The sequence below is a fragment of the Ulvibacter sp. 2305UL32-6 genome (assembly GCF_058148545.1).
Map to the genome: position 1 here is coordinate 447,658 of NZ_JBYVKA010000003.1, position 26,635 is coordinate 474,292.

General features: G+C 39.8%; 26 protein-coding genes. 10 read left to right on the top strand and 16 right to left on the bottom strand.

The window, feature by feature from the left end; all coding sequences use genetic code 11:
• Positions 1-29 precede the first annotated feature (29 nt).
• Positions 30-824 (bottom strand): universal stress protein, encoded by a 795-nt coding sequence (locus ACY2RU_RS11735; RefSeq protein ID WP_490138653.1) that lies wholly within the window; start codon positions 822-824, stop codon positions 30-32.
• A 44-nt stretch (positions 825-868) separates the two neighbouring features.
• Here ACY2RU_RS11735 and ACY2RU_RS11740 point away from each other — a divergent pair, with 44 nt between their 5' ends.
• Positions 869-1,372 carry a GNAT family N-acetyltransferase gene (locus ACY2RU_RS11740; protein ID WP_490138654.1) on the top strand — a complete coding sequence of 168 codons (504 nt, stop codon included), beginning with the start codon at positions 869-871 and terminating at the stop codon, positions 1,370-1,372.
• A gap of 15 nt (positions 1,373-1,387) precedes the next feature.
• Complete coding sequence (locus ACY2RU_RS11745; RefSeq protein WP_490138851.1) at positions 1,388-2,740, top strand: MATE family efflux transporter; 1,353 nt, start codon at positions 1,388-1,390, stop codon at positions 2,738-2,740.
• Between the two features lie 84 nt (positions 2,741-2,824).
• Here the strand turns inward: ACY2RU_RS11745 and ACY2RU_RS11750 are convergent, their stop codons facing one another.
• From ACY2RU_RS11750 to ACY2RU_RS11770, 5 genes are all read right to left on the bottom strand, one after another.
• Entirely contained in the window at positions 2,825-4,063 is a 1,239-nt protein-coding gene (locus tag ACY2RU_RS11750) for a hypothetical protein (protein WP_490138655.1), read from the bottom strand.
• Between the two features lie 26 nt (positions 4,064-4,089).
• Positions 4,090-5,445, bottom strand: a complete 1,356-nt coding sequence (locus tag ACY2RU_RS11755; protein ID WP_490138656.1) for a hypothetical protein — start codon at positions 5,443-5,445, stop codon at positions 4,090-4,092.
• 270 nt (positions 5,446-5,715) lie between these two features.
• Positions 5,716-6,036, bottom strand: coding sequence for a hypothetical protein (locus tag ACY2RU_RS11760; RefSeq protein ID WP_490138657.1), 321 nt, complete (start codon positions 6,034-6,036; stop codon positions 5,716-5,718).
• Between the two features lie 95 nt (positions 6,037-6,131).
• Positions 6,132-6,881, bottom strand: coding sequence for a LytR/AlgR family response regulator transcription factor (locus ACY2RU_RS11765; RefSeq protein ID WP_490138658.1), 750 nt, complete (start codon positions 6,879-6,881; stop codon positions 6,132-6,134).
• Positions 6,878-8,725: a sensor histidine kinase gene (locus ACY2RU_RS11770; protein WP_490138659.1), complete on the bottom strand. Its 1,848-nt coding sequence runs from the start codon at positions 8,723-8,725 to the stop codon at positions 6,878-6,880. The genes ACY2RU_RS11765 and ACY2RU_RS11770 overlap by 4 nt, the downstream gene beginning before the upstream one ends.
• 335 nt (positions 8,726-9,060) lie before the next feature.
• Here ACY2RU_RS11770 and ACY2RU_RS11775 point away from each other — a divergent pair, with 335 nt between their 5' ends.
• The gene (locus ACY2RU_RS11775; protein ID WP_490138660.1) at positions 9,061-9,510 is read left to right on the top strand and encodes a 6-pyruvoyl trahydropterin synthase family protein; all 450 of its coding nucleotides are present in this window, start codon (positions 9,061-9,063) and stop codon (positions 9,508-9,510) included.
• 208 nt (positions 9,511-9,718) lie between these two features.
• Positions 9,719-10,477, top strand: coding sequence for a UDP-2,3-diacylglucosamine diphosphatase (locus tag ACY2RU_RS11780; protein WP_490138661.1), 759 nt, complete (start codon positions 9,719-9,721; stop codon positions 10,475-10,477).
• Between the two features lie 2 nt (positions 10,478-10,479).
• Here ACY2RU_RS11780 and ACY2RU_RS11785 read toward each other — a convergent pair whose 3' ends face one another.
• Positions 10,480-11,094, bottom strand: a complete 615-nt coding sequence (locus tag ACY2RU_RS11785) for a peptidoglycan-binding domain-containing protein (protein WP_490138662.1) — start codon at positions 11,092-11,094, stop codon at positions 10,480-10,482.
• 39 nt (positions 11,095-11,133) lie between these two features.
• Positions 11,134-12,828, bottom strand: coding sequence for a single-stranded-DNA-specific exonuclease RecJ (gene recJ, locus ACY2RU_RS11790; protein ID WP_490138663.1), 1,695 nt, complete (start codon positions 12,826-12,828; stop codon positions 11,134-11,136).
• Between the two features lie 142 nt (positions 12,829-12,970).
• Here recJ and ACY2RU_RS11795 point away from each other — a divergent pair, with 142 nt between their 5' ends.
• On the top strand, positions 12,971-14,458 hold the full coding sequence (locus tag ACY2RU_RS11795; RefSeq protein WP_490138664.1) for a T9SS type A sorting domain-containing protein: 1,488 nt from the start codon (positions 12,971-12,973) through the stop codon (positions 14,456-14,458).
• 52 nt (positions 14,459-14,510) lie between these two features.
• Positions 14,511-15,101, top strand: coding sequence for a carboxymuconolactone decarboxylase family protein (locus ACY2RU_RS11800; protein WP_490138665.1), 591 nt, complete (start codon positions 14,511-14,513; stop codon positions 15,099-15,101).
• Positions 15,102-15,567: 466 nt separating this feature from the next.
• Here ACY2RU_RS11800 and ACY2RU_RS11805 read toward each other — a convergent pair whose 3' ends face one another.
• From ACY2RU_RS11805 to ACY2RU_RS11840, 8 genes are read right to left on the bottom strand one after another with little or no spacing between them, the layout of a single operon-like run.
• Positions 15,568-17,877: an FdhF/YdeP family oxidoreductase gene (locus ACY2RU_RS11805; RefSeq protein ID WP_490138666.1), complete on the bottom strand. Its 2,310-nt coding sequence runs from the start codon at positions 17,875-17,877 to the stop codon at positions 15,568-15,570.
• A gap of 24 nt (positions 17,878-17,901) precedes the next feature.
• A complete protein-coding gene (locus tag ACY2RU_RS11810; RefSeq protein ID WP_490138667.1) occupies positions 17,902-18,273 on the bottom strand; it encodes a DUF7009 family protein in 372 nt (123 codons plus the stop codon).
• Between the two features lies 1 nt (position 18,274).
• Positions 18,275-19,105: a formate dehydrogenase accessory sulfurtransferase FdhD gene (fdhD, locus tag ACY2RU_RS11815; protein WP_490138668.1), complete on the bottom strand. Its 831-nt coding sequence runs from the start codon at positions 19,103-19,105 to the stop codon at positions 18,275-18,277.
• The gene (locus ACY2RU_RS11820; protein WP_490138669.1) at positions 19,098-20,165 is read right to left on the bottom strand and encodes an NTP transferase domain-containing protein; all 1,068 of its coding nucleotides are present in this window, start codon (positions 20,163-20,165) and stop codon (positions 19,098-19,100) included. The genes fdhD and ACY2RU_RS11820 overlap by 8 nt, the downstream gene beginning before the upstream one ends.
• Positions 20,162-21,184, bottom strand: a complete 1,023-nt coding sequence (locus tag ACY2RU_RS11825) for a hypothetical protein (RefSeq protein WP_490138670.1) — start codon at positions 21,182-21,184, stop codon at positions 20,162-20,164. The genes ACY2RU_RS11820 and ACY2RU_RS11825 overlap by 4 nt, the downstream gene beginning before the upstream one ends.
• Before the next feature lie 44 nt (positions 21,185-21,228).
• Entirely contained in the window at positions 21,229-21,900 is a 672-nt protein-coding gene (gene rsmI / locus ACY2RU_RS11830; protein WP_490138671.1) for a 16S rRNA (cytidine(1402)-2'-O)-methyltransferase, read from the bottom strand.
• A 34-nt stretch (positions 21,901-21,934) separates the two neighbouring features.
• Entirely contained in the window at positions 21,935-22,291 is a 357-nt protein-coding gene (locus tag ACY2RU_RS11835) for a DoxX family protein (protein WP_490138672.1), read from the bottom strand.
• Between the two features lie 15 nt (positions 22,292-22,306).
• Complete coding sequence (locus ACY2RU_RS11840) at positions 22,307-23,101, bottom strand: DUF8457 domain-containing protein (protein ID WP_490138673.1); 795 nt, start codon at positions 23,099-23,101, stop codon at positions 22,307-22,309.
• A 100-nt stretch (positions 23,102-23,201) separates the two neighbouring features.
• Here ACY2RU_RS11840 and ACY2RU_RS11845 point away from each other — a divergent pair, with 100 nt between their 5' ends.
• The 4 genes from ACY2RU_RS11845 (at position 23,202) to ACY2RU_RS11860 (ending at position 26,588) form a co-directional block, all read left to right on the top strand.
• Complete coding sequence (locus ACY2RU_RS11845; RefSeq protein ID WP_490138674.1) at positions 23,202-23,840, top strand: thymidine kinase; 639 nt, start codon at positions 23,202-23,204, stop codon at positions 23,838-23,840.
• Positions 23,841-24,959, top strand: a complete 1,119-nt coding sequence (gene alr, locus ACY2RU_RS11850; protein ID WP_490138675.1) for an alanine racemase — start codon at positions 23,841-23,843, stop codon at positions 24,957-24,959. It abuts the gene before it with no gap.
• Positions 24,960-25,032: 73 nt separating this feature from the next.
• Positions 25,033-25,440, top strand: coding sequence for a large conductance mechanosensitive channel protein MscL (gene mscL, locus ACY2RU_RS11855; RefSeq protein ID WP_490138676.1), 408 nt, complete (start codon positions 25,033-25,035; stop codon positions 25,438-25,440).
• Positions 25,441-25,598: 158 nt separating this feature from the next.
• Entirely contained in the window at positions 25,599-26,588 is a 990-nt protein-coding gene (locus ACY2RU_RS11860; RefSeq protein ID WP_490138677.1) for an aspartate-semialdehyde dehydrogenase, read from the top strand.
• The last annotated feature ends 47 nt before the right edge of the window (positions 26,589-26,635 follow it).

The window sequence follows — 26,635 nt, forward strand, 5'->3', positions numbered from 1 at the left end:
ATTACGTTGCGAAAATAGTAAAAAAACGTTTACTCTTCGCCACAAAGAACCAACAAAGGTTTGCTGGTATGAAAATTCTTTTTTAAGATCACATTCTTTTCAAAAAGCTTCTTAAAAAACCCTCTTTTTCTACGTAAAACACAAAGAATATCAGGATTATGCGACTGAAAATGCTCTAAAACACCTTGAAATATCGTAGCATTCGCTGTCTCTTTAAACGAAGCCATCGCATTTTTTAATTGAGCATCCATTTTTTGCTCCTCACCTGCCATATCTGGTGTCTTTACGTAAAGTACATTCAGATTTGCCGAAAAAAGCTTCGTTATGGTTAACAGTGGATCTAACACATTCTTCTTTTCAAAAGATGTTCTTTTTACTGCAAGTAGTATATTTTCTGCCTTTCGGAACAAATAATCCTTCGGCACGATAAGCATGGGGATATCTGTTTGTTTGACCAATTTCCCCGTGATCTTTCCTAAGTAAACTTCATCTTTAATGTCAACACTCTGTGGTGATAAAATGATCAAGTCGATATTCAATTGCTTTGAAACCCGCGCAATCCCTTCAAAAGCATTCCCTTTGATGGGTTTTGCCATCACCTCAACACCTTGCGTGTCCACCTGGCTCAAAACTTTTTGCAACTGCGCTTCATTCTCTTCCATGGCTAATTGCGTTACTTTGTTCAGCCCGCCAACCTTAGAAAATTCTTTATAGATATTTACTAGGTATACCTTTGCACCACTCATGGCCGCAAAATTAACCGCATACTTTAAATTGTTTACACCATTCTCTGTCGATCCAACAGGCACCAATATATTTTTCATAATAAAAGTATATCTTTAATTGAGCACAAAATTAATCCTAAAATATGATTCGGAAAGCGAAACCAACAGAAATTGATGAAATATTGGCGATTACACAGGCTTGCGCTCTTAAAATGGCTTCGGAAAACATCTTTCAGTGGGATGAAGGGTATCCTAACAAGGAAGCTTTCGAAAAGGATCTCGCTCGCGACGAACTCTACGTGATGCTTTCCGAAGAAGATATCATCGCTTGTATTACTATTTCTTCGGAAAAAGATAGCGAATACAACACTATCGACTGGCTCACACCAGACAGACGCAACTATTATATTCATCGCCTAGCGGTACATCCAGACTTTCAAAATCAAGGAAAAGCAAGACAACTCATGGATTTTGCCGAAGCCTTTTCCAAAGAGCAAAAGGCCCTTTCAGTACGTCTGGATACTTTCAGCAAAAACGTAAGAAATCAGCGTTTTTATGTCGCCCGTGGTTATCAACGATTAGGTGATGTGTACTTTCCGAGGCAAACCGAACATCCTTTTTATTGTTATGAATTGGTTTTGGGTTAATTTTGCCACTTGACCATTTCAGCAACAGATATCTCCTTTAAACGTATTCAGCAGCTCGCTATCCCAGCGATCATTGCAGGAATTGCCGAACCCGTACTTTCCAGTACCGATGCCGCCGTAGTAGGAAATATTGCTGAATTTGGAACCGAATCACTCGCAGCTGTTGGTATCGCTGGAACTTTTATTTCTGCCCTTATTTGGATTCTTGGGCAAACACGTAGTGCCATTTCGGCCATTGTATCACAAAATTTAGGTGCTGGTAATATTGCCGACCTTAAAAATTTCCCAGGACAAGCCGTTTTTTTTAATGTCGCACTTAGTATTGGGATCATTATTCCTGCTGTGTTTTTTGTAAAGGAGATCTTTCAACTTCTCAATGCAGAAGGAATGGTCCTTAACCTCAGTATTGACTATTTTAATATTCGTGTTTGGGGGTTTCCACTGACCTTATTCACTTTTGCTGTGTTCGGACTTTTCCGCGGGCTTCAAAATACCTTTTGGCCCATGGTAATCGCTGCCAGTGGCGCCATACTCAATATCGGTCTTGATTTTGCATTGGTTTACGGAATTCCAAATTTTATAGACCCTATGGGCGTAGTTGGCGCGGCCTGGGCCAGTTTGATCTCACAATTTATAATGGCAATTCTCGCTGTTATTTTTCTACTGAAAAAAACTCATATTAGTCTGCGGCTCCGTTTCCCACTACACCCAGAAATCTCGCGTCTTGTAATTATGAGTCTTAATCTCTTTTTACGTTCGGTTGCCTTAAATACCGCTCTTATATTGGCTACGCGTGAGGCTACGGCTTTGGGCAAAGAATATATTGCCGCACATACTATCGCTTTTAATATTTGGATCTTTACAGCCTTCTTTATCGATGGATATGGCGCTGCAGGAAATATTTTGGGCGGAAAACTTTTGGGTGAACGAAACTTTAAAGCCTTAGTTCAATTAACCAAACGTGTCAATTTATACAATTTGGGGATCGCCATCTTGCTTCTTATCGTCGGGCTCATACTATACAAACCATTAGGACTCCTATTTAATAAAGATCCTGAAGTGCTCTCGCTATTCTACGGTGTATTTTTTATGGTACTCATTTGCCTTCCTTTAAATGCGCTTGCCTTTACTTTCGATTCCATTTTTAAAGGTTTGGGCGAGATGAGTTATTTACGAAATGTGCTCCTAGGCTCAACCTTTTTTGGTTTTATTCCAGCACTTTACATTTCATTGTACTTTGATCTTGGGTTGTTGGGCATCTGGATCGCTCTACTCACCTGGGTTGCTTTCCGGGCAGCGGCACTAATCATAAAATTCCGAAGAAAATACTACCCATTGGCACATATTGAAAAACCGCCCCTGTCTTAGGAGCGGTTCAACACTTTGGGTTGCCGGTTAGTTAGTGAACCTTATGTTCGTTTTGGCAACCCAACCATCAACTTCATACAAAAGTTATTCGTCTAATACGGTCTCAATTTTAGAAACCCAGCCCTGTACTGGCTCGAAAAGGCGCTTTTTCGTTTTATTTTCGTCTGTTGAATATTCCAACTGTATTGTTCCCGTAGCAACCGGATCAATATTCGCTCCATCTTTATAGGCCCACACCGTCACTTTTAAGTCGTATGTCTTCCCCATGGTTAACTTATCTTGAGTAAGTCTAAGCAGCTCTAGAAAGGCATAGTCTGCCACATTGTTTGAGGTATTGATCGTCACTTTTGGATAAAACCAATAGAATAGATCTTGATCATCATCTATTTGTGGAATATTCTTTCCGAAAATTGAGCTCGATTTTCTAAGAGCCTCACGATCTGTAGTCTCCCCTGCCATTTCATACGTAACATTAAACCACGCGCCTGGATGTGTTTGTTCTAAAGGCTGGTCGAAGTAAGGCTTATAAGCCACTGTTTCCCCTAGAATTTGTTTGGTAATGAAATTTGCTTCCTTTTCGGTTGGTTGATTTCTTTTCTGGTTTCTCAAGTAGTTTGTGCCTTTCGCAAAAGCAATTTTTCCAACGTGATTTTTATACACGTCATATTTCATCAATTGCTTTTTTGCCTTATCTCCCGCAGCTCCTTTTAGAGTACCCACAAGCATATCTACTTTGGCTTGTGCCGTTTCTATATCCCAAGTTTCAAAATCAGCTTTGTTCTTAGCGCCAAGATCCACAACGGTTCGTTTTGCGTCAAGCGGAATGGGTTGATCGTATTCATTTAAACTTCTGTCTCCTGTTAAAATTGCAAATACGCCAGGAGCCACTTCCATCATTTCAACGTAGCTACTTGCGCTGGCCGATCTCCAAACAAAAAACATCTTAATTTGGTGTTTTCTGAAATAGCTCTCTTTCATTTTAAGCTTCAAACTTGGCGTTCCCTTTTTTTCGTAATAATGCAATTCGTCTACAATTTTTCCATCGGCCTCTTTTACGAATTTAAGTCCGACGGCCGCTTGATCCGTATACCCGAAGTATTCTCCCGTGATTCCAAGTTCATCTGTTTCATTGTTGAATTCTGAAAACTTTGCTCCGCCCTTTGATTTAGATTTCGATTTGGCTGAACTACTATTCTTTTTGGCCTTTTTACTTAAGCCAAGGGCCGCTTTTGCTTTCTTTCCGAGTTGTGCTTCGGCTGTGTTACTAATTCCTACAATTAAAAATAGGCTTAGTAGTGCTGTTAATACTGTTTGTTTTTTCATTTTGATTAAAATTTAATTATTGATAGTTAAAAGTTGAGTGTTACTGAATTTGTTTTGGTGACCGTGGTTCCTCTACTCCCTGTTTCACCAGTTGCTCCTGCGGTACCATTTATGTTATAGCGCTTGCCTCCTTTACCTCCTTTGCCGCCATTATTGCTCACAGTTAGTTTTATTTCTGAAACCGAAGGATCTTTAATGATCGTTACATTACCGCCATTACCGCCAGCACCTCCACGATCTCCATTGGGATAGGTATTGCTGCTTCCATCACTTCCCCACTGTCCGTTTCCTCCATTGGCATTAATGATCAATTCGGTACTTGGGCTCAGTTTATACTTTGCCACCGTTTTTTGTTCATATTCATCATAGATCTCAATTTTATTTAGAGAAGCGCCCGTTTGTTTGTGTTTAACACCTTTCACTTTGATAACAAGCGTGTGGCCATTTCCGCCACGCTGACTTGCACCAAATGTGGCGGTATTGGTTGCGCGTGCTCTGTCAGCTCCATAAAAGCCGTTTCTATTCACTTGAACAGATACATTATTAGTTGTTGCCAGCGCTTTCTTCGCGCTTAGTGAAGGATGAAAGATCGAACGCGCGTGAAGCACCACTTCGTCATTGGGAATTTTTGAAGCATCTTCATCTACTTTTACACGTTCCGAAGTATTGCTACAGCCCACATGCGACAATTTGAAATCTTCCCAAGGCAGCTTACCTCCCAAATTGTTTGTTTTTAATTGACTGCCATCTTTAAGTGTAGCGACAATTCCGTAGTCTATAGCTTCACTAAAATGTGCCACTTTAGTGGGTGTTGCGACTAATTCAATGGTAATTTTAGCAACAGATTTTCCGTCCAGAGAGTTCGCTTGACGTTCTGCTTCGGCCATTTCTGCCTTGGCGACCTTTACATTAGCCCTTGCGTCTGTTTGATTTTTAAACGTTGTTGTAGCGTACTTAGCGACTTTCGTGTTGGTGTCTTCCCAATTGGAAGAAAAGTTCCCTCCAGATTTTACAAGTACATATTTGGTTTTTGCTTGCTGCTTGCCATTCCACTCATAATAGACGGCATGGTCTTTTATAAATGTTAACCGGAAGGTTTTATAAGCAAAATAGGCTGGATAGCCAGGAACATCAGGTTTAAAAGTTTCATCTAAAATTCCTGAGCGCTTTACCAATACTTCGGAAACTTGATCGCCGGTTTTTGTGATAGCCACTGGCCAAGTTTTTTTGACCTTTTCAAATTTATTTTTGGCGTTTACTTTGTAGACTGTGTAGTCTCCTGTTTGAAAGTTGGTTAAAATTGTGTTCTGACTTTCTTGCGCTTCCGCGGAAAAAATTCCGAAGCAAACTAAAAGAAACACAAAGTTGAATACATTTTTCATATCGTTGTTAATGGTTAATTACGATACAAATATGCTCTAAGACAAGCTGTTGAAGTTGCGTTGATTGCTGAAAAGGTCTTTTCAGTTGCTCAATGGTCGCGACTGATTTAGGAAAAAGCTTTGGAAGGTAATGCGGAAAGAATCCTTTTTAGAAAAGACTGAAAATCAAGTAATACGCTTTGGCTATTTCAGAAAAAGGCATAAAAAAACCCCGGTCAGTCTCTCCTCAAATACTGCCCGGGGGTGTCAAAATTAAACGTGGTTAGTTATTTATAAATATTCCGACAGTTTTATAGTTTTACCACACATGGCATCGGTGATCTTAAAAATGACATCTTTCTTTTTTCCACTATCAGCCCATCGCACTTCCTTGCCCGAGTTACAAGTGATCGAGGTTTTAGAGCCCTTGTTCAAACTAACAAATCCGCTCCCCGTATGGATACTCACTTTTTCCTTGGTGTCATTTACAAGACTAAAACTTGCAAAAGTTACGGTGTCGATACTGAGCTCTGGTGTTTTAGAAGTTGGTTGTTCTATTGTTGAAAAGGCAGAAAGACAAAATACTGCCATAAGTAATAATACTGTTTTCATAATGTTGATTTTTAATGTTATTCAAATGTAGTAGTATTAAAAATTTAGGCTCCTTAGAATTTCTGAAACGTCGTTTTCAATTGCTGAAAGTATAATTACAGACTGCTAACAATTTCTAAAAACTCTTCGCGCTTTTCTTTACTAATAGAAACTGTCTTCCCATTGTCAAGCAGAATATACCCGCCGTCGCTTTTAACGTACCGCTTAATATATTTTAGATTGACCAAATACGAGCGGTGTGGTTTGTAGAAAATAGGTATGTTTTGAAGCAACTCTACAAAATGCTTTAACGGTTTGCTTATCAAAATTTCAGGCTCCGTATTGGTGGCGATTTTTGTATACATTCCATCGGCCTCCATCAGGATAATTTCATTGAAGTCCACAAATTTAATTCCGTCTGAAACTGGCAGTCCAATTTTTTTAAAGTTAGAGGAAGAAAGCGTGGTTTTAAGCTCTTCAAGTTTGGTGTTAATTTGCGAGTTTCCAATGAGGGAAACGGCCTTTTCAACCGCTACCTTCACTTGGCTTGGGCGCACTGGTTTTAATAAATAATCGATGGCAGCAAGCTGAAAAGCCTGGATGGCATATTCGCTGTATGCTGTTGTAAAAATAATTTCAAAATTAATGACGTCTTTTTCTATAAAGTTTAAGATCTCTAAACCGGAATGCTCGGGCATTTCAATATCTAAAAAAACGATATCCGGTTCTTCCTTTTCAATAATAGCTACGCCAGATAAGAGATCTTCGGCTTCAAAAATTTCTGTGATCTTCGGGCAGTTTTCCTCTACTAAAATACGAAGCACATTCCTTGCTTTACGTTCGTCGTCTATTATAATTGCTTTCATCCTTTTTGTATTGGAATGTTTAAAATTACCCGTGTCCCAGACACGTTAGTAGTATCATCATATAGATCTTCAATAGTCACTCCTATCTTTTTATCCTTTCCGTAATTTAACAATTCGAGGCGTTCTTCGGTTGCTTTGGCGGCAAAAGATTTATGAAGGCTGTTTCTATTAGCCTGAAATTCTTTTGCCTTGGCTCGTCCTACGCCATTGTCTTCAACAATACATTCTATGGTGTTGTCTTCCGAAGGAGAAAAAGTGACCTGTAAATGTCGGTTATCTTTTTTGTGAAGTAAGCCATGTTTCAATGCATTTTCAATATAGGGTTGAATTAACATAGTAGGAATAAAGATCATTTCCTTGTTTAAATGTCCGGTAACCTTTAACTCATAAACCAATTTGTCCTCAAACCTTAGGCTTTCTAAGTCGAGATACATCCTTAGGCTATCTATTTCTTCTTGAAGTGAGATCACTCCCGTATCGCTGTGTCCTAGGTATGTACGAATTAAATCTGCAAATTTTCCGAGATAATCGCTCGCCTCATTTTTCTTGTTCATGACGATATACTCTTGAATCGAATTCAAAGCGTTAAAAATAAAATGCGGATTCATTTGTGACTTCAGTGCTTTCAGTTCACTATCGCGATACTGCTTTTCTAAGGCGAGACGTTTTTGTGTTTCACGTAGTTCTAGAGTAATCAAGTCGGCCTTTTTGCGGGCGCGTATCCTTCCGAAGAAAAACAAAGAAGACAACAATATCAAACTAGCAATCACAAGGGAACCAATAAGATAATTTTTATTCCGAATACTCGCTGCTTCGGCGGCCTCTTTTTCCAATCCCATTTTTTCAGTTTCGTATTTTGTCTGCATTTCAGCAACCATTTCTTTACGTTCAATAGACTCAATAGAGTCTTTTAAGCGTAAATAAGACGCGTTTGCGGTGGTCGCCTTTTCCTGATCTTGCATGATACTATATGCAACAAAGAGCGCTTGGTTGGTGTTCTTACTATATTCCAGATTTCCAACTTCATCAAAAATTTGCCGCGCTTTTTCATAATGTGGAATGGAAACTTCATGAAAACCCTGAGCCGATGCTATTTGTCCGAGTTGTTGATAGGTTGCAGCGACATTTGTCTTTTGCCCCGTTTTTTCAAAATAGGGTAATGCTTCCTCAAGCATGGTGGTGGCCTCCGAATAGCGATATAGATTTTTATAAGCTGCCGCCAAAGATCCCATCATGATCATTTTGCCAGGTAGAAAATTGGTTTTATCACAAATATCAACGGCTTCCAAGTAATAATCAACCGCCTTTTCAAAATCGTTAAGGGTCATATACCGGTTTCCAACATCGTAATAAAACCGTCCTTTGGCGGGAGAAAAGGGGTCGTTCTTAACGATCTCTAACGTTTCTAAAGCAATGCTTAATGCGCCTTCATGATTTTTAATAGCCTCATAAAATGTGCTTAATTCACTATTTGCAATTAAGCGCTGTTCTCGCGGAGCTTCGGTAGAATCTAATAAATGTTTCGCTAGTAATATCTGCTCTAAACCTTCGGCATACTTTCCTTTTCGTTTAAAATTTTGCGCAAGATACATTCGTGACATCCCCTCCTGCTCCTTGTGATTGATCGCTTTAGAAACCTTTAAAGCCTTTTTGATATAAGAATGTGCAGAATCTAGATCACTGGTTCGATACATATATGATAAATCGAGTAACCTTGAAATTTGTAATGAATCTTCATGCTTATTAACCTTAAGTACCGCCTTTAGACTGTCTATTGCCGATTTTTGAGAGAATGCACAAAAAGAGCATAAAAAGCAAAGCACTAAAAGGGATTTTCTAAGCATAATGTAATTCGTTGGGTACTCGAAAGTAATTATAATATAAGTTACAAAAATGAATAAATTTGGCTGAGTACATTATTCTAATTTCTGAAACCGCTGTTTCAACTGCTGAAATAATAGTATTTTTGCTCTTTTAAAGTGCATATTATGATGGATTTTCTTCAGTACATATCAGGTCAAGGTGGATTTCTGATCCTCGCCTTTTTTGTAGTTGTCATTCTTCTATATAACAAGATCAAGCAACGCCGAGATATCAGAGCGATAGACAAAAAACGTAAACGCTAAAAAGCGGTAACAATAAGTAAAGCATCCTGCCTTCATTTCCTTATCTTTATTTTATGAGCAACATTCGTATCACCAAACAATTTTCTTTTGAAACTGGTCACGCCCTTTATGGATATGACGGCAAATGCCGGAACGTCCACGGACACAGCTATAAGCTATCAGTTACGGTTATCGGAACGCCCATTCCGGATGCGAACAACGTAAAATTTGGGATGGTGATCGACTTCGGCGACCTTAAAAAAATTGTCAAAGAAGAGATCGTTGATGTGTTTGATCATGCCACGGTTTTTAACAAAAATACACCGCATGTAGAACTTGCAAAAGAGCTTAGCGATCGCGGTCACAATGTGCTTTTGGTCAATTATCAGCCTACAAGTGAGATGATGGTGATCGATTTTGCCGAAAAAATTAAGCAGCGTCTTCCTAAAGACATCCATTTGCATTCGTTGCGCCTTCAAGAAACGGCATCGAGTTATGCCGAGTGGTTTGCTTCCGACAATTAATCTTTTTTGGGCGCTCCCCTCAAAAACGTTCCGTTTTTTCAGGTCAGGCTTTCCGCACTCAATCTTTTTTGGCTTTTAAGCAACCGCTTAAATCCCAAAAAAGTATTTCAAACAAAGCTGCAATCCTTAGCGCGAGCTTTCCAGTTTCACTTTGCAAATCAACAAATTCAATACTTTTTTCTCTTTACGCTTTTACTATCTTTACCAAATGCAAATTCCTCCCGGAAAAAAAGTCTATTTCTCAAGTGATAATCACCTAGGTGCTCCTACGCCCGAGGCTAGTTTACCACGTGAAAAAAAATTTGTTCGCTGGCTCGATGAAGTAAAGCAAGACGCAGCTGCGATCTTTCTTTTAGGCGATCTTTTCGATTTTTGGTTTGAATATAAAACCGTTGTCCCAAAGGGTTTTGTGCGTGTTTTGGGTAAACTTGCCGAAATTAGCGATAGCGGAATCCCCATCTATTTTTTTGTTGGAAATCACGATCTGTGGATGCGTGATTATTTTGAAAAAGAACTCAATATTCCAACCTATCGTGAGCCAAAAGAATTTGTTTTTAACGACAAAGTCTTTCTTATTGGTCATGGCGACGGTAAAGGCCCAGGAGACACAGGCTATAAACGCATGAAAAAAGTGTTTACCAACCCCATCTTTAATTGGCTTTTTCGATGGTTTCACCCCGAACTAGGCATGCGGCTAGCACAATATCTTTCAGTAAAAAATAAAATTATCTCCGGAGAAGACGATAAAGTATTTTTGGGAGAAGAAAACGAATGGCTCGCTCAATACGCCAAACGAAAATTAGAAACGAAGCACTACGACTATTTTGTGTTTGGTCACCGTCATCTTCATATGGAAATAAAAGTCAGCGAAGAGTCAACCTACTTTAATCTTGGCGATTGGATCTCACAATACACCTATGGGGTATTTGATGGTGAGCAATTTCAACTAAAAACCTTCGAAGAATAAAACTATTTCAGTAAATATTCTAAGGTCAATGCATCTAGCTTTCCATTGGCAAACAAGCCGTTTTTTTCTTGAAACGCCTTAAGAGCGCCGAACGTTTCTGAACTAAAAAGACCATCGTGTTCTATTGTAGCTCCCTTTTCATTTAGTAAACGTTGCACCTCATAAACCAAAGCACTGCGCTCTCCCAAGCGAAGACTATTGGCCATAGGGTTTACATAAAACATCTTCTGAATAATGTTCTTTTTTTCTTCCGCTTCTGAAAGTTCTTTCGGACTTTCCTCCGTCAGCTGAGGCGCTAAAAGTTGCGACTCATAAAACTTAACATTGGCTAACTTCTTTGTGTATTCTAAAACCGCCGCTTCAGTTTCTTGATCGTCGTCACTCGGGTTCCGCACATCAATTCCGTTTGCACTCCATTGAGTAATCACATAGCCATCCAAGAGAGCGATCGCTTCTTGATAATCGAGCAACAGCGCCTTATTGGGATGATTGTTGTCAACCGCTTCGGCAGCAACATATTCGTAATTCGGCGGATTAAAACGCTGATATTTTTTATAATAATTGTAGCCCATGACCGCCAATATGATGACGAGCAAAAAAATGATGATCTGTTTCATGGAAGTGTGTTTTATTTGGTTAAATAAAAGTACACTTTTTTACTGAGGTTTAATATCTTTTAAGCGCAATTGCAGACTCACATTACCCTGCCACTCGTTTTCGTCAATCACAAAGACTGCCTTAAAAGGTTCTCCTTTACAGGCTATTTCTTTCTTATCGCCCAATCCAAATCCTATACAAACAAATTGCTGTGAATTTCCTTGTTTAACTGTAAGCCGAAGATGCTTGTCATCACTTCCCACACATTTTCCATAACCTGTATCACGCAATTGTTGTGTCATAAAAACCGGCGCTCTGTTTCCAGGGCCAAAAGGTGCAAACTGTTTTAAAATACGATAAAATTTTGGTGTTATCTCATTTAAATCAATTTCGGCATTGACAATTACTTCGGGAATAAGCAGCTGCGGATCAATGGTTTCTTGCACCACTTTTTCAAATGCGTCCTTAAAATTTTGATAATTTTTTGCTTCCAAAGTAAGTCCGGCAGCATACATATGTCCGCCAAATTGTTCAATATGTTCTGCGCAGGCTTCCAACGCATTATACACATCAAAACCTTTTACGGAACGTGCAGAAGCCGCCAATTTATCACCGCTTTTGGTAAAAACTAGCGTCGGACGATAATACGTTTCAATAAGACGCGAAGCGACAATACCAATAACGCCTTTATGCCATTGAGGATCGTATACGACCGTAGTCATGCGGTCTTCTTCCTTATCTTCGGAAATTTTCTGCAACGCTTCTTTGGTGATCGAAGCATCTGCCTCACGTCTATCGGTATTGTATTGTTCTATTTCCGAAGCATAAACCACAGCTGTTTCTACATCGGTTTCCGTTAATAAAGTAACGGCGTGGTTTCCGTGTTTCATTCGCCCCGCAGCATTGATTCGCGGCGCAACGATAAAAACAACATCAGTTATGGTTAGTTTTGCTTTATTAAGCGGTTTTATGATCGCTTCAAAACCTGCACGCGGATTTGAATTAATAACTTGGAGTCCGAAATAAGCCAAAACCCTATTCTCTCCAGTTATCGGAACGATATCGGCGCCAATGGCCGTTGCCACTAGGTCTAAATAAAGCAAAAGATCGTTGATGTCAAGACCTCGTTTTGAGCCAAGTGCCTGTATGAGTTTAAAGCCAACGCCGCAGCCGCATAATTCTTTATACGGGTACTTACAATCCTCCCTTTTCGGGTCTAGAACTGCAACAGCTTTCGGAAGTTTTGGACCCGGTCTATGATGATCACAAATGATAAAGTCGATGTTTTTCTCGGCAGCGTATGCCACCTTTTCAACTGCTTTTACACCGCAATCTAAGGCAATAATGAGGCTAAAATCGTTGTCTTCTGCAAAATCGATTCCTTTGTACGATACCCCATAGCCTTCGTCATAGCGATCTGGAATATAGGTCGCAACATTAGGATAGTATGATTTCAGAAACGAGGAAACCAAAGCTACGCTCGTTGTTCCGTCTACATCATAATCACCGTAAATTAAAATATTCTCGTCATTTGCTATTGCGGTTTCAATACGTTCTACGGCTGTCTGCATATCCTGCATCAAAAACGGATCGTGTAGGCTATCAAGGCTAGGTCTAAAAAAGTCCTTGGCGGCTTCAAATGTTTCAATGCCTCGTTGTACAAGCAATGATGCAATGACAGGATCTACGCCTAATGCCTTCGCTAATTGTAGAACAGTTTGCTGTTCAGGTTTTGGTAAAAGAGTCCAACGCATGAGTATAAATGATCTGGTTCACAAAAATAGCATCTAACAAAAGATCTTTGAGTTTTCTGTGAATGTGGGCAGGTAAGTAGGTAAAGTTACAGAATTTGCCTAAATTGAATCACTACTTTCCCGACTTTTTAATATCTGTGTTATGAAATCCAAATTGATAGTTATTGTGATGCTTGTTCTAACACCTTTCTTTGCACAAGCGCAAGATGGCGTTATCGACATGTCATTTGGAGATAGTGGTTATGTAATAGCCGATTTTAACTCAAGGCGTGATATTGTTAGCGATTTTATCTCCCTTCAAAATGACGCTCTTTTGGTCGCAGGTACAAGTTATGCGTTAGACTTTTCTGAAAACAAATCACTTTTGGCGAAGTTTGAAAGTGATGGAATCGTTGATATCAACTTTGGAACCAATGGGGTGGTCTATTTGGAAGACGTTTCGGGGCGCAATGATTTTATTGAAGCCTATGTTTTAAGTAATGGGACAATTATTACAAAAGGCGTTAGAGGCCTACACCCAAATTCGCAGGTCTATTTGGCTGCTTTTACCCCATCAGGCACGCTCGACACCAATTTTGGCACAAATGGTATATTAGATTTGAATGGAATCTTTAAAGTTGCGGTTTTAGACGACGATACGTTTCTAGTTTTAAGATCTGGAAATGGTACAGAGATAATTTTTTCGAAATATGACGCCAATGGCGTTTTAGACACAAGTTACGGGGTAAATGGTTCTGCAGTTTCAATACAGCCGAGTGGTTCCTTTGTTGTTACCGCGTTGAAGTTACTGACGAGCGGTGCGATGTTGGTTCATGGAAATAGAACGACTCCCAGCACCTCTGAATTTATCATTCAAAGATTTACATCTAATGGCTATTTGGATGTTAACTTTGGAAATAATGGTGAGCATATTACATCTTTTGATGCTTTAGGCAACATAGATTACAATAGCTCTAGCATTGCCATTAATGCCGAAGGGAAAATCATTATGACGGGAAGCTTCGGAAATTGTGACTATGAAATTCGGGCGTTTTTAGCCCGTATTCTGCCAAATGGTACTCTTGATTTTGATTTTGGCACCAATGGCGTGATTCTTTTTGAGGCGTCAAATTTTACACCTACCAACGTAATTGTACTTCAAAATCAACGGATCTTGGTTGGCGGCCGAAGCACGCATTGCTTTGAAGGCTCTGATCTTACCGTAGCGCGTTATTTTGCTAGTGGAAGCATTGATACCAGTTTTGGAAACAACGGTAAGACCTTTTTAGAAATGGATGGAGATAAAGTAGCACTTCAAAGTGATGGAAAAATTGCAATTGCAGGAAATACCTGGTGGTACCAAGGAGAAGAAGATGTCATCATGGCTCGCTACACGAATAATCCCTTAAGCATACCTGATAATGCACTTCAAAACGTCAAATTATATCCCAACCCTGTTTCTGAAACATTCGTTCTAGAACTGCCAAACCTAACAAGCACTACAAAATATGCGATACTAGACCTAGCCGGAAAACGCATTAAATCAGGTGTCATAAGCGACGTTACTTCAACCCTGGATATTTCCGAAGTGGAAAGCGGACTCTACTTTCTGAAAGTGGACACAACCACGCTTAGGCTTATTAAAGAATAATTTGGCTTGCCCTATTGGATGTCGTATTTTCGAGCAAAACTAAAACAAATCGATGCCATTAGTAACTCCTCTCTCTCCAGAACACGACAAAGAAACCCAAGAACTCGCTGCTTTTTTTAACGAAACCCTTGGCTTTTGCCCAAATAGTGTGCTTACCATGCAACGCCGTCCCGCTATTAGCAAGGCATTTATAAACCTCAACAAGGCTGTCATGGCCAATGAAGGTCGCGTTACCTCAGCCCTAAAACGTATGATCGCTTGGGTGAGTAGTAATGCAACAGGTTGTAGATACTGTCAGGCACATGCTATTCGCGCTGCTGAACGTTACGGCGCAGAGCAAGAGCAACTTGATAATATTTGGGAATACAGAACCCACCCAGCTTTTAATGAGGCAGAGCGCGTGGCGCTCGATTTTTCGCTGGCCGCGTCTCAGGTTCCTAATGCCGTGGATGAAACGATCAAAACACGCCTGCACGAACATTGGAATGAAGGCGAGATCGTTGAAATGCTAGGTGTTATTTCACTCTTCGGATATTTGAATCGCTGGAACGACTCAATGGGCACATCCATAGAAGATGGTGCTGTTGAAAGTGGAGATCAATATCTGGGTAAGCACGGTTGGAATAAAGGAAAACACATCTAGCCCATTGAGCACTAATGGTGGTGGTTTTCAAAAAATTGAAAACTTTTCTCTTTCTCAATTTTTTGAAAACTAACCGTGAGGTGTAGACGAGTACGATGCTGTTGAGAGTGATAATCATCATCTCAGCAAACACGGTTGGAATAAAGGAAAACACATTTAGACCATGCAAACTGCATGTCGGTAATTTTAAAAATTTATAAATGGAAAAAGGCTGGATAATAGGAATTGCAATATTAATTTTTTTAGTCGTTACCTTTATTTATTGGAGAATTACAAGGCATGGCATAAAAAAGATCTATGGTGAAAATTGGAAAATATGGGGCGCGAGAACTTTTTATTGGCAGGATGCAATATATATTTGCACTGCAATAACCATACTAATATTGTTCATTTTTAAATGGACCAATGTTTTGTCTTTCTAGAGATACAATATAGAGATCAATCGATAAAAATTCCCTTGGAAGCCTTATAATACATGTTTCCGTACTTCGACAACAACCGACTTACTCGTGGGCGTATTGCTCTTTTTGGCAACCGATTTAATAGGAACTAACACGTTGGTCTCTGGAAAATAGGTCGCTACACATTGCTTCGGAATGTCATAAGAGATCACCAAGAATTTTTTTGCCACCCGTTCTTTTCCGTCAGAAAAATTGAACAGATCCACCAAATCCATTTGTTGTAAACCGTGCTGTCTCATATCATCAGCATTCATTAAAATCACCCGGCGTTCATTCTCGATACCGCGATAGCGGTCGTTTTTTCCGTAGATCGTTGTGTTGTATTGATCATGACTTCTAATAGTCATCATAAGTAATTCATTTTCCTTTAACGGAATTGCTTCGGAAATCGTCATTGAAAAATTAGCTTTCGTGGTTTCCGTAGGAAACGTTCCTTCTCGCGACGAATTAGGTAGATAGAATCCGCCGAAATCACGCACTCGCTTGTTATAGTCTTTAAACCCAGGAATTGTGGCTTCAATAGCATCGCGAATTCGATCATAATTTTGCCGATATGCTTCCCATGGAATGGCGGCATTTTCCTTTAAAACAGCCATCGCCAGTCTGCAAACCAAGTCGGGTTCACTGATCAATTGATCACTAATAGGTTTTAAAACCCCTTGGCTTTTTTGAATAACTCCCATCGAGTTTTCGCAAGTAACAAATTGCTTTCCGTTCTTTTGAATATCTTCATCACTTCGTCCAAAAACGGGAAGAATCAACGCTTCCTTGCCTGTTACCAAATGACTCCGATTCAATTTTGTACTTACCTGAATGGTGAGATCACAATTTTGTAATGCTTCCGCGGTAAAAAGCGTGTCGGGTGTTGCGCTTAAAAAATTTCCGCCCATACCCATAAAGATCTTACACCCCCCGCTATGCATGGCTTCAATTGAATTTACAACGTCTAGACCGTGTTCTCTTGGCGGACTAATATTGAAATTCACTTCCAAAGCATCCAATAGCCAATCCCAAGGTTTTTCATAAATCCCCATGGTTCGGTCGCCTTGCACATTACTGTGCCCACGAACAGGACACGTCCCCGCACCTGGCTTTCCAATACTTCCCTTCAACAAAAGCGTATTTACCACTTCTTTGATCGTGTCAACCGAGTTTTTATGCTGCGTAAGCCCCATCGCCCAGCACGTAATGATCTTCTTACTATACTTGATCTTGTCAACTAGATCTTGAATGTCTTCTACGGAAATACCACATTGCTGCGATAGATCTTTAAGATCCTGAGCAAGAATATGTTTTTTATAGGTTTCGAAACCGAACGTATCTTTTGCAATAAATTCCTGGTCTAACACAGTTCCTGGTTCGGCTTCTTCCGCTAAAACTAATAACTGATTAATGGCCTGAAAAAGTGCGATATCACCATTGATCTTTATAGGCAGATGTATATTGCTAATGGTAGTTCCCATTCCTAACATTCCAGCAACCGATTGTGGATCGGCAAATTTTGATAATCCCGTTTCTGGCAAAGGATTAATTGAAATGATCAAGGCGCCATTTTTGTGCGCTCTTTCCAAGGCACTCAGCATTCGCGGATGATTGGTCCCGGGATTTTGCCCCATGATCATGATGACTTCGGCTTCATAAAAATCTTCCAACTTTACCGATCCTTTTCCAATTCCCAAGGCTTCACCTAAAGCAACACCGCTACTTTCATGACACATATTGCTGCAATCGGGCATATTATTTGTTCCGAAGGCACGCACAAATAGCTGATATAAAAACGCAGCCTCATTGCTTGTTCTTCCGCTAGTATAAAAAATAGCCTCATCGGGTGATGCTAAACCATTTAAATGCTTTGCGGTTAGTGCAAAGGCATCTTCCCACGTAATGGGTTGGTAGTGTTCGGAATTCTTCGGAAGGTACATAGGCTGGGCTATTCTCCCGCTTTTCCCGATCGCATAGTCATCCCATTGGGATAGTTCGACAACCGAATGTTTTTTGAAAAAATCTGGCGTCAACGCTTTGGTCGTGGCTTCTTCAGCAACTGCTTTTGCACCATTTTCGCAATATTCAGCCATGGTGCTTCTGCGATCATCTGGGTCAGGCCAGGCGCAACCCGGACAGTCATAACCATCTACTTGATTTAATTTTTGAAGCGCAACAAACCCTCTCGACACGTTCATTTCGTCCAAAATATGCTTTACCGAAGAAGCAACCGCCTTGAATCCCGCAGCTGTTTTATCAACCGAAGTCAGTTTAATTTTACTGAGTTCTTCAGGGTTTTCTGGATTGACGCTATTTGATTTTTTTGTTGACACCGTTTAATTTTTAAATTCTATGAGCTAGCACTCCGTTTTTGGATTTTCGTACATATCAGATTGATCTTCGTGAGTTTCATCCAAGCAGGCAAGGTCTTTTTCGATCAATAAAAACAGACCGCCATCCTCACCATTCTCTTGATGTCCTTTAACTGTAATTTCAGGCGTATCAGTCAAAATTCTGGCCGCTTCTTTTGATAAAATCACATGAATTTCATTGTCGCTAAACGTTGCCCTTATCTGCTTTTCATCCGTATTTCGCGATAGTTTATATCTAAAAATCATCTTTTCAGATAGGATCGTTTGTGCGCTAACAATGCCGTCCGATTTTAATTGCGCAACATCCGATTTTGTAAGTCGTAAACGAATGCTATTATCTTTAATTCTGATCTTCATTTTAATTGTTTTTAATTCGGTCTGAACCGCAATACACATTACACGACTGTTGCTTTAAAAAACCGATTAGTGTAATCCCGAACGATTGGGCCGTCTCTATTGCCAAACTACTGGGTGCTCCGATTGCGCAAACCACTTGAATTCCTGCCATTGCGGCTTTCTGTATAAGTTCAAAACTCGCTCTTCCACTTAATAAAAGTATCGCCTTTTCTAAACGAAAAGATTCATCGCCATTCGTCAAAAGTGCCGCTCCAATAAGCTTATCTAAAGCGTTGTGCCGTCCAACATCTTCTTTAAAGTCAATACAGTCTCCAGCACTTGAAAACAATGCTGCTGCATGAATTCCACCTGTTCGCACAAAGGCTTCTTGAACTTTGCCCAATTTTTCGGGAAGTTGCGAGATCATTTCCAGATCGACTTGAAAATGCTCAACCGCGTTCGCCACCTTACACACTTGATGTATGGCTTCTATACTTTCTTTTCCGCAGACACCACAGCTACTACTGGTATAAAAATTACGTTTAAGCTTGTCCAAATTAGCCTCAAAATCTTCGCCCAAGCGAATCAACATTTTATTTTCCCCGAGAGATCGGCTTACGGGTTCTGCCAAATTTTTTGCCGAAGAAATAATTCCTTCAGTAAATAGAAATCCTACCGCCAACTCAGTATCATTTCCTGGGGTACGCATCGTAACCGCTAGTGGCGTGATTGTTCGTTGATTTGCCGGACCAATTTCCAGCTGAATTTCTAACGGCTCTTCTATTGCCACCACATCATGGGTCATTATAAACTCATTATTTCGCTGTCTAACGATGGCGATCTCTTTAATCATTTATGCCTTTTTTTAAACGCTGAAAAGCTTCTGGCTCGTTTACATTTTGCAGAAAATCTGCTTCTGAAACATCCACAAAGCAGGTTTTTGCTTGTTTTATAAAGGTAGCAATTGAATCGTTACCTTCTTTATAAAATGCCTGAATTTGTTCAAATACCGATGCTTCAAAAAGGGTGATTAAAGGTTCTGTTCTGCCCTTATTTCGATAACAAACCACGTCAAAATCGGTACTTCTATGTTTTATTAGCTCCAAAAGATGTTCCATTCGTAATAAAGGATAATCACAAGCAATTAAAAATATCGGTTTATTTCCAACAGCTTCCAAAACCGACATTAGACCTGTCATTGGACCGTGCTCTTTATATTCGTCTTTATCTAAAATTTGCTCAATATGCTTCGGAAACATCCCTGTTTCCTGTTGTTCGGTGTTTACAGAGAGAAACGTCTTTTCACAAAACGGGCTAAGCAAATTATAAACATACTCCCACTGTGGAAGCCCATTATACTGCAAAAAAGCTTTGTCGGTTTTCATCCGTTTGCTTTTTCCGCCGCAAAGAACCACCCCAATAGGACGATCTGCAGCGGACTTGTAAAAATCATCTTTTGTTTTTACCCTCACATCATCCAAACCATACAGCCTTATAAAATCTTGAATACAATAATCGCGAACAACGACAATAATTTCTTTTTGGCTAACGTGGTCATCATGGCAAATACGAACCAGTAATTCATGAAAACCTTGTTTCTTTTTAATCTCTAAAGGTCCTATTTCATCAATAAGCAGCGTTTTTATCGATGGGTCTTTCCAAAAATCCCAAAGCGCCTTTTCTACTTTTTGAAAGTTCTGCGCATCAAATTGAAACCTTCCAATTAAAAGCGATCCGTTTTCGCTTTCCATAGGTAAAAGTTCCCCTGATGGAATTAGTTGAAAAAATCTTTTTCCGTTTTGCTTGGGACTTAAAACTCCCGCTGCTCCTGGCAGATTTTTTAACTCTTTTTGTAAAAATGTGGTTTTTCCACTTCCCACGGCATCCGAAAAAATGGTGATCTTCGGTTTCATGAGGGTTCAAAATAAAGAGAGATCGTGATCCAATATATTAAAAAGCGCTTAGCTCTCGTAATTGGATTTTTAATGTGATTGCTAAAGGAATTAGCGATAATGGTGTTTTTCCTCAGCTGTGGCATTTCAGAAATAATGGTTGTTAGCGAACTTTCCACAGTGGTTCGTCGATTGCTTACCCATATTTTTAGTAAAAATTTGACGAGCGGACTAATAACAAACAGAAATACCAATAACACGGTAAGTGTGCGAAGTAATACGTACCCTATCGTTTTCTGGTTTTCAGTAAAAAATAATGCAATGACTATAAAGAGTCCGATGCCAGAGAAAAGAAAAACCTTTTTTAAACGTTTTCTTTTTACTAACGAAACTGTCTCCACATCTACCGTTATAAAGCCTTTCTGTCGTAAGATCTGAGCTTCTTTCTGAATATTCTTCGGAAGTTTGTACGCAAAAATACCCGCTGTAATTCCAACTAAAACATAAAGCAATCCATAGCTTATCAATACGATCCACGGCAAATCTTCAAATAAGGCAAGTTCGAAACGCTGGGTTAGCTCTCCAAAAAAATTAGAAATAGCCTCCCACAATTGAACGCCAAAAATGATGGTAAGTGTGAGTATTTTCTGAAATGCAGATTCAAATAACGCGATCATTCCGAAGCAAATGGTAGACACTTTATTAACACCAAACACCGAATAGATCGCTGCCCCAAGAACGCCCTGGAACGCCACCGCAGCATAAGCCATAACTGGTGAATGCGGACTAATAAGTACTTTAAGCATAATAACCAAAAGCATAGCTTGTATGATGGTTTTCCACTTATTTTGGCTGTTATAGGCTAAAAATGTGATAAGAATGACCGAAATACTTCCTAAAAAAATACCGCTAAAGGGTAGGCGAACGGCGTGCAATATTCCTCCAAGGCCGCTTTCGCTAAATGCCCATAGCGCCGTAATCTTGGTAACAAGATCTGGAATATTACTGTGATATATTAAGCCTGTGTTTTTAGTGGTCATCGGTGATTTGCGGTCTTGTTTTTTTGTGATTAGCAAGCGTTGTATTACTTTTTCCCAGCTACGATCACTACAAATTCTCCTTTTGGCGGTTTATTTTCAAAATGCTTTTGTACTTCGGAAATAGTTCCGCGTATGGTTTCTTCGTGCAATTTACTAAGTTCTCTCGACACAGAAATAGATCTTTCGTTTCCGAAGAATTCGGCAAACTGCGCAAGACTTTTTAGGAGTTTGTGAGGTGATTCGTAAAAAATAATGGTTCGCGTTTCTTCGGCCAATAATTGGAGCCGCGTTTGACGCCCTTTCTTAACAGGAAGGAAGCCTTCAAAAACGAACTTATCATTAGGTAAGCCACTATTGACCAGCGCAGGAACAAAGGCCGTTGCACCTGGCAGACAATCTACTTCAATGCCCGCTTCTACACAGGCTCGGGTAAGTAGAAAGCCAGGATCGCTAATTGCTGGTGTACCTGCGTCACTTATCAATGCTACCGTTTCACCCGCCTTAATACGTTGCACAATACCTTCGGTAGTTTTGTGTTCGTTGTGCATATGATGTGAATGCATCTGTGTGGTAATATCAAAATGTTTTAGCAATTTACCACTCGTTCGTGTGTCTTCCGCTAAAATAAGATCTGCCGCCTCAAGCACTTCTACTGCGCGAAACGTCATGTCTTTTAAATTCCCAATGGGCGTTGGTACCAAATAGAGTTTCCCCATAGATTTGTCCCACCTATGTGGGAATGTAGTTTAATTAATAACGAACCTCTTTTCCGAAGAAATATGAAATAAGCAGTGCTACTAGTGCAATAAGGGTTGTAGTCATTCCTCCGTCGTCTGCCATATAATGTGCTGTTGTTGCTAAAACCAAGTCAAAAAACAAACCTGCATAGGCCCATTCGGTAAGCCATTGACTTTTACGCCAAAGGATCATGAGTACGGCCAATACTTTGGCTGTTGCTAATGGGATTACAATGTATGCTGGATAATTAAAAGACTCAAAAAAATCTTTGACCATTTCGGTGTTCACAAAATACATACCTGCTGAAAAAAGCATGGTACCACATAAAACTGCTGTTGCGACCCAATAAATGATCTTTTGTGTTCTCATAATCCTTTGTTGGTCTTATTTCTGAAACTGTCGCTCGATGCAGGTCATAAAACGAGCACTATAATCATCTTTATTTAGCCAATTATTATAGTCGGGTTTTACTTGTCCGTTAATAAAAGTATCGGCTTGTTCAAAGTTCTGCATGGTATTGATCTGCGAAAGCACACGTGTATAATCTTCTGCATTTCCATCAAACAAGTGTTTAATAAATGCCAGTCGATCGTTTAAACCAATTTTTACGCTATGATTAGCAACTTCGTTAAGCGATTTTGGTTTTTCTGAAATATCTAAATCATTGATTAGGGTTGAACTCGATTTTGGCACATCGCCTCCTTTGGCTGGTTGTCGTTCTTCGGCTATCGGTTTTGTGGTTTCGGTCGTTTTTCTTTCAAATGTTGGCGTTTGTTGATAGTTTGCTGCAAATTCTTCCAGATCGTTCTTTACGTATTTTGCCTTCGGAAGCACTTCGGCTAAAAGTTCATCCATTTGTTGTGATTCGGCTGGCATTTGCGCCACAAGGTCTTTGATCTTTTCCATAAGCGGCTCAACAAGATCTTCTTTATGTGAAGACTGCGGAAGCGGCTCTGGTTCTTTAAACCAATTATCTTCTCTATAACTTTTAGAATCTAACGATTGTGGTTGCTCGGTTTCCGAAGACATACCAACCTGATTTTCAAGATGTTCTAATATGGTTAATTTTTCGAATAAACCCGCGACAGTTTTCTTCATCTCACGCGTGTTGAAGTCTGTTGGAGCAGCAATGATCTGCTCTGCCATTTTTTTAATTTCCGACTGAAGTGTATTCTTCATAACTTTTAAAATTATTCTCTTTTGCTCAATTTTGTTTTTATAAATTTACGCAACCTTTATGTAAACGGAAAACTTTTCTGTTTTCGTCTAAATCGTACCTATGTTTCTGGAAAATACCGTAAATCAAAAAGAGCAATTTGGCTGGATCGAAGTGATCTGCGGCTCTATGTTTTCGGGGAAAACGGAAGAGCTTATTCGCCGATTAAAACGTGCTAAGTTTGCGCGTCAAAAGGTAGAAATTTTTAAACCGAAGATCGACACGCGTTACGACGATGACTCTGTAGTTTCACATGATAGTAATCAAATAAGATCGACTGCGGTTCCTGCCGCGGCTAACATTCCTATTTTGGCAGATGACTGTGATGTGGTAGGTATTGACGAAGCCCAATTTTTTGATGATGAGATCGTAAAAGTATGCAATGACTTAGCCAATCGTGGGGTTCGCGTTATTATCGCCGGCCTCGACATGGATTTTAAAGGAAATCCGTTTGGCCCCATGCCCGCCTTAATGGCAACAGCCGAATATGTGACCAAAGTACATGCTGTTTGTCCGCGTACAGGAAATTTAGCTCACTACAGTTATCGTAAGGCAAAAAGCGAAGATCTTGTTCTTTTAGGTGAAACCGAAGAGTATGAGCCGTTGAGCCGTGCTGCCTATTACAAAGCCATGCTACGAGAAAAAGTAAGTAAAATGGATGTGACAGATCCGGAGGAGTTTCCTAGTAAAAAACAGGCCTAAATGTCAAAAGTTTCTGAAACCGTTCTGGAAATTGACCTCAGCGCGCTAAGGCATAATTACCAATATCTCACCTCAAAACTTACCAAAAACACCAAAGTGATGGGAGTTGTTAAGGCTTCCGGATATGGTAGTGATGCTGTCGCTATTGCCAAAGAATTAGTTGCTTTAGGCGCTAATTATCTCGCGGTAGCTTATACGCCCGAGGGGGTACAATTGCGTGATGCTGGGATTGAAGTTCCTATTCTGGTATTGCATCCGCAACCCAATAATTTTGAAACCCTGATCGCGCGTTGTTTAGAGCCAAATCTTTACAGTAAACGTATTTTTAAACTTTTTTCCCGTTTAGCGGAAGAAAAAAATCAACAGCACTATCCTGTACATATTAAATTTAATTCAGGACTCAATAGATTGGGTTTTACTGAAAAGGACTGTGATTGGTTAGCAAAAGAACTTTCCGAAAGCTCTGCTATTTATACGAAGTCACTTTTTTCACATTTGGCAGCGAGCGAAGATCTTACAGAACGAGATTTTACCCTTCAGCAAATTAATCGGTTTAAGCACATTTCCGAAGTAATGATTAAAAAATTAAGCTACCGCCCGATGCTACATCAAAGTAATACTTCGGCGATCTTAAATTATCCGGAAGCGCAATACGACATGGTTAGAACGGGAATTGGGCTGTATGGATATGGCAATTCTGAAAAAGAAGATAAAAACCTTAAGCCTGTGGCTTCATTAAAGTCGGTTATTTCGCAGATTCACACTATTAAAGCCGGTGAGACTGTAGGGTATAACCGCGCTCATACTGCAAGTAAAGAAGAGCGAACGGCGACCATTCCTATTGGTCATGCCGATGGAATCCCAAGGCAGTTGGGTAAGGGCCGGGGGGCAGTTTATATTAATGGTCAAAGAGCCCCTATTGTAGGAAATGTGTGTATGGACATGCTTATGGTTAATGTTACTTTGATAGACTGTGAGGAAGGCGATGAGGTTGTTATAATTGGAAAAGAACAATCGGCTGTGGCGTTGAGCCAAGACATGGGGAGCATCTCATATGAACTATTAACAGCTATTTCTCAACGGGTAAAACGCGTAATTTATCGAAATGGCGCTTTGTAAATGATGTTTTTTGTTGAAAAAACTCTTTTTTTGCATACCTTGGGAATATATAAACCTATTAAACCATCTAAAAATGTTAAAAGAATTTAAAGATTTTATTATGACCGGCAACGTCATAGACTTAGCCGTTGCTGTATTACTGGCAGGTGCTATGGGCCTTGTTGTTAGTGGCTTTGTAAATGATATCATGATGCCTTTGGTGGGTCATTTCTCTGGTGGCGTAGATTTCGCCGATATGAAAGTTGTATTAGACGAAGCTGTTGTGGCTGCTGATGGAACTGTAACTAAAGCTGAAAATGCTATTATGTACGGAAAATGGATCAATGCCATTATCAATTTAATTATTGTAGGGTTTGTATTGTTTATGATCGTTAAGGCCTACAATAAAACGAAAAAACCAGTTGTGGAAGCTCCAGCAGCAGATCCGGGACCATCTGAGATTGATTTGCTTAAAGAGATTAGAGATTCGCTAAAAAAGTAATTTAGATTACTTCCGCTACACTACTCATTTAATTAAACCCTCCAACCTCACGGCTTGGAGGGTCTTTTTTTTCCTTTTACGGCAAATAATTAAGCCGCTATGATTTACTTTTGTTGTCTTTAACCCTAATACCTCGAGATTACTGAGGAGATCTAATTATGAAAATAGCTATTGTTGGAGCCACCGGAATGGTAGGTACCGTCTTATTAAAAGTACTTGAGGAACGCAATTTTAATATCTCTGAATTATTTCTAGTCGCTTCTGAGAAGTCGGTTGGACGAGAATTAGTATTCGCTGGAAAACTCCATCAAATTATTAGTATGCAGGACGCTATTAATGCCAGACCTGATATTGCTATTTTTTCGGCTGGCGGCGAAACATCACTTGCTTGGGCTCCTAAATTTGCTGAGGTTGGTACTACGGTCATCGATAATTCTTCTGCCTGGCGCATGGATGCAACAAAAAAATTGATCGTTCCCGAGATCAATGCCCATCTTTTAACCAAAGAAGATAAAATCATTGCAAACCCTAATTGCTCTACTATTCAGCTTGTAATGGCTTTGGCTCCGCTCCACTCTAAGTATAAAATGCGTCGGGTGGTGGTTTCTACCTACCAATCGGTTTCAGGAACTGGCGTAAAAGCTGTAAAACAAATGGAGAATGAGGCAGCTGGTATTTCTGGGGAAATGGCCTATCCTTACCCCATCAACAGAAATGCCATTCCACATTGCGATAGCTTTGAGGCTAATGGTTATACTAAAGAGGAAATGAAACTTGCTCGTGAACCACAAAAGATCTTGGATGATCGTACGTTTTCGGTTTCAGCTACCGCCGTTCGTATTCCTACATCTGGAGGACACAGTGAATCTGTAAATGTTGAATTTTTAAATGATTTTACCTTAACGGAAATAAGACAGGTATTACATCAAACTCCAGGTATTACTTTACAAGATAATACCGACACAAACACATACCCAATGCCTCTTTATGCAAACGGAAAAGACGATGTATTTGTTGGTAGATTGCGCAGAGATGAAACACAGCCCAACACATTAAATATGTGGATCGTTAGTGATAATTTACGTAAAGGAGCGGCAACCAATGCTGTTCAAATCGCTGAGTATTTAGTGGCTAACGATCTTGTTTAAAGTACATTTGTAAGTTAGAAAGATCGATTCCGTCTATTGTATAAGGT

Bases quoted from the DNA above. Each gene is read 5' to 3' on its own strand.
- recJ (WP_490138663.1), bottom strand. From the start codon at position 12,828: ATGCGTTGGACTCTTTTACCAAAACCTGAACAGCAAACTGTTCTACAA.
- ACY2RU_RS11795 (WP_490138664.1), top strand. From the start codon at position 12,971: ATGAAATCCAAATTGATAGTTATTGTGATGCTTGTTCTAACACCTTTC.
- ACY2RU_RS11800 (WP_490138665.1), top strand. From the start codon at position 14,511: ATGCCATTAGTAACTCCTCTCTCTCCAGAACACGACAAAGAAACCCAA.
- ACY2RU_RS11755 (WP_490138656.1), bottom strand. From the start codon at position 5,445: ATGAAAAATGTATTCAACTTTGTGTTTCTTTTAGTTTGCTTCGGAATT.
- ACY2RU_RS11860 (WP_490138677.1), top strand. From the start codon at position 25,599: ATGAAAATAGCTATTGTTGGAGCCACCGGAATGGTAGGTACCGTCTTA.
- ACY2RU_RS11750 (WP_490138655.1), bottom strand. From the start codon at position 4,063: ATGAAAAAACAAACAGTATTAACAGCACTACTAAGCCTATTTTTAATT.
- ACY2RU_RS11825 (WP_490138670.1), bottom strand. From the start codon at position 21,184: ATGACCACTAAAAACACAGGCTTAATATATCACAGTAATATTCCAGAT.
- ACY2RU_RS11770 (WP_490138659.1), bottom strand. From the start codon at position 8,725: ATGCTTAGAAAATCCCTTTTAGTGCTTTGCTTTTTATGCTCTTTTTGT.
- ACY2RU_RS11820 (WP_490138669.1), bottom strand. From the start codon at position 20,165: ATGAAACCGAAGATCACCATTTTTTCGGATGCCGTGGGAAGTGGAAAA.
- ACY2RU_RS11760 (WP_490138657.1), bottom strand. From the start codon at position 6,036: ATGAAAACAGTATTATTACTTATGGCAGTATTTTGTCTTTCTGCCTTT.
- ACY2RU_RS11765 (WP_490138658.1), bottom strand. From the start codon at position 6,881: ATGAAAGCAATTATAATAGACGACGAACGTAAAGCAAGGAATGTGCTT.
- ACY2RU_RS11785 (WP_490138662.1), bottom strand. From the start codon at position 11,094: ATGAAACAGATCATCATTTTTTTGCTCGTCATCATATTGGCGGTCATG.
- ACY2RU_RS11740 (WP_490138654.1), top strand. From the start codon at position 869: ATGATTCGGAAAGCGAAACCAACAGAAATTGATGAAATATTGGCGATT.
- ACY2RU_RS11775 (WP_490138660.1), top strand. From the start codon at position 9,061: ATGAGCAACATTCGTATCACCAAACAATTTTCTTTTGAAACTGGTCAC.
- ACY2RU_RS11845 (WP_490138674.1), top strand. From the start codon at position 23,202: ATGTTTCTGGAAAATACCGTAAATCAAAAAGAGCAATTTGGCTGGATC.
- alr (WP_490138675.1), top strand. From the start codon at position 23,841: ATGTCAAAAGTTTCTGAAACCGTTCTGGAAATTGACCTCAGCGCGCTA.
- mscL (WP_490138676.1), top strand. From the start codon at position 25,033: ATGTTAAAAGAATTTAAAGATTTTATTATGACCGGCAACGTCATAGAC.
- ACY2RU_RS11835 (WP_490138672.1), bottom strand. From the start codon at position 22,291: ATGAGAACACAAAAGATCATTTATTGGGTCGCAACAGCAGTTTTATGT.
- rsmI (WP_490138671.1), bottom strand. From the start codon at position 21,900: ATGGGGAAACTCTATTTGGTACCAACGCCCATTGGGAATTTAAAAGAC.
- fdhD (WP_490138668.1), bottom strand. From the start codon at position 19,105: ATGATTAAAGAGATCGCCATCGTTAGACAGCGAAATAATGAGTTTATA.
- ACY2RU_RS11735 (WP_490138653.1), bottom strand. From the start codon at position 824: ATGAAAAATATATTGGTGCCTGTTGGATCGACAGAGAATGGTGTAAAC.
- ACY2RU_RS11810 (WP_490138667.1), bottom strand. From the start codon at position 18,273: ATGAAGATCAGAATTAAAGATAATAGCATTCGTTTACGACTTACAAAA.
- ACY2RU_RS11780 (WP_490138661.1), top strand. From the start codon at position 9,719: ATGCAAATTCCTCCCGGAAAAAAAGTCTATTTCTCAAGTGATAATCAC.
- ACY2RU_RS11840 (WP_490138673.1), bottom strand. From the start codon at position 23,101: ATGAAGAATACACTTCAGTCGGAAATTAAAAAAATGGCAGAGCAGATC.